Origin of the sequence: Catenulispora subtropica, from assembly GCF_039531675.1 — a bacterium.
Lineage (GTDB): Bacteria > Actinomycetota > Actinomycetes > Streptomycetales > Catenulisporaceae > Catenulispora > Catenulispora subtropica.
The window spans coordinates 1-1690 of sequence record NZ_BAAAQM010000122.1 but is presented as its reverse complement, the minus strand read 5'-3'; the positions used below and the strand labels follow the sequence as shown (position 1 = coordinate 1690).

Here is a 1690-nt window from a genome sequence, read left to right as displayed (position 1 = left end):
CACGGGATACCCATGGGGGTATCCAGGAGGGAACGGTGACGGTGATGACGGTCGTCGACGACACGGAAGGCAAGCCGCCGACGGGCAGCGTTGAGCGGTCTTCGGCCGGCTCACACGGTGATGGCCTGCTCGGCCGCCTCGGGACCGCGGCCGCCCGCCGCTTCCGCCTGACCCTGGTGCTGTGGCTGGCCGTCCTGGCCGGGCTCGGGGTGCTCGCACCCAAGGCCATGACCGATCTGGCCGGGGCCGGGTGGCAGGCCGACGGCTCGCAGTCGGTGCAGGTCCGGCAGCTGGCCGAACAGCACTTCGGCGGCACCTCGTCGACCGCGCTGCAGGTCGTGGTGCACTCCGACGGCAAGCAGGTCACCGACCCCGCGGTGCAGGCCGTGGCCGCGAAGGCCACCGCACTGCTGAACGCCGACCACCGCATCGCCGACGTGGTCCAGCCGCAGCCCGGCGCCACCGTCAGCCGCGACGGCCACACCGAGGTCCTGCTGGCCGGCTCCAAAACCGACCCCGACAACATGGTCCGCGCCGCCGACGACCTCAAAAAGCCGCTGGCCGCCCTGTCCGGTGACGGCGTCACCGTGACCGCCACCGGCGCCTCGGTGCTGTGGAGCGACTTCAACGCCGCCAACCACAGCGCCATGCTGCACTCAGAAATCATGTCCTGGCCCGTGACCATGGTCATCCTGGTCATCGCCTTCGGCTCGATCGTCGCCGCCGGACTGCCGCTGCTGCTCACCGTCTCGGGCCTGGCCGCCTCAGCCGGAGCGCTGGTGCTGCTGAACCACCTGACACCGGTGTCGATCTGGGCCATGAACTTCGCCATGATGTTCGCACTCGCCCTGGGAATCGACTACGCACTCTTCCTCGTCGTGCGCTTCCGCGCGGCACTGGCCAGACACGGAAACCCACGGCAAGCGGTCGCCGAGACCATGGACACCGCCGGCAAAGCCGTGGCCCTGTCCGGAGCCACCGTCCTGGTCAGCCTGTCAGCCGTGATGCTGGTGCCGGTACCCGCCTTCCGCTCCATGGCCGCCGGGATCATGCTCGCCGTGACCTTCGTCCTGGCAGCCACCCTGACCCTGCTGCCGGCCGTGCTCGGACGGCTGGGCCACAAAATCGACAGCGGACGCCTGCCCTGGGCGAAGAAGGCCACCGAAATCGAATCCGAAGAAGCCGCCGGATCCCCGATGTTCGCCGGTTGGGGCGAGAAACTGTGGCGGCACCCGCTCCGCTACGGCCTGCCGGCCCTGGCGGTGCTGCTCGCCTTGGCCGCTCCCCTACTCGGCCTGCGCACCTCCATGCCCTCGATCACCGTCGTCCCGAAGGACGCCTCGGCCCGCGTCGGCTACACCCAAGTCCAGCAGGCCTTCAGCCCCGGCATGCCCGGCACCCTGCAGATCATCGCCCCGACCGCCCAGGCCGACACCGTCCGCGCCACGGCCGCCGCGACACCCGGCATCGCCGCCGTCACCCCGGCCACACCCGCCCCCGACGGCTCCGGACTGGCCATGATCCAGGCCGTGCCGACGGTGGATCCCTCGGACAAGGCCCTGGGCACGACCGTCGACCGGCTGCGCGCCGACCTGCCACACGAGGCGAAGGTCGGAGGCGCCGCGGTGGAGAACCTGGACCTGCAACACGCCCTGAACGCCAAAACACCGCTGGTCCTAGGCGCGGTCCT

The 1690-nt window shown here is 70.7% G+C and carries 1 protein-coding gene; it reads left to right on the top strand.

All coding sequences use genetic code 11. From position 1 onward, the window contains the following. Positions 1-44: 44 nt before the first annotated feature. Positions 45-1690 (top strand): MMPL family transporter (locus ABD466_RS44210; RefSeq protein WP_344663318.1); only part of this gene is annotated, 1646 nt, incomplete at its 3' end.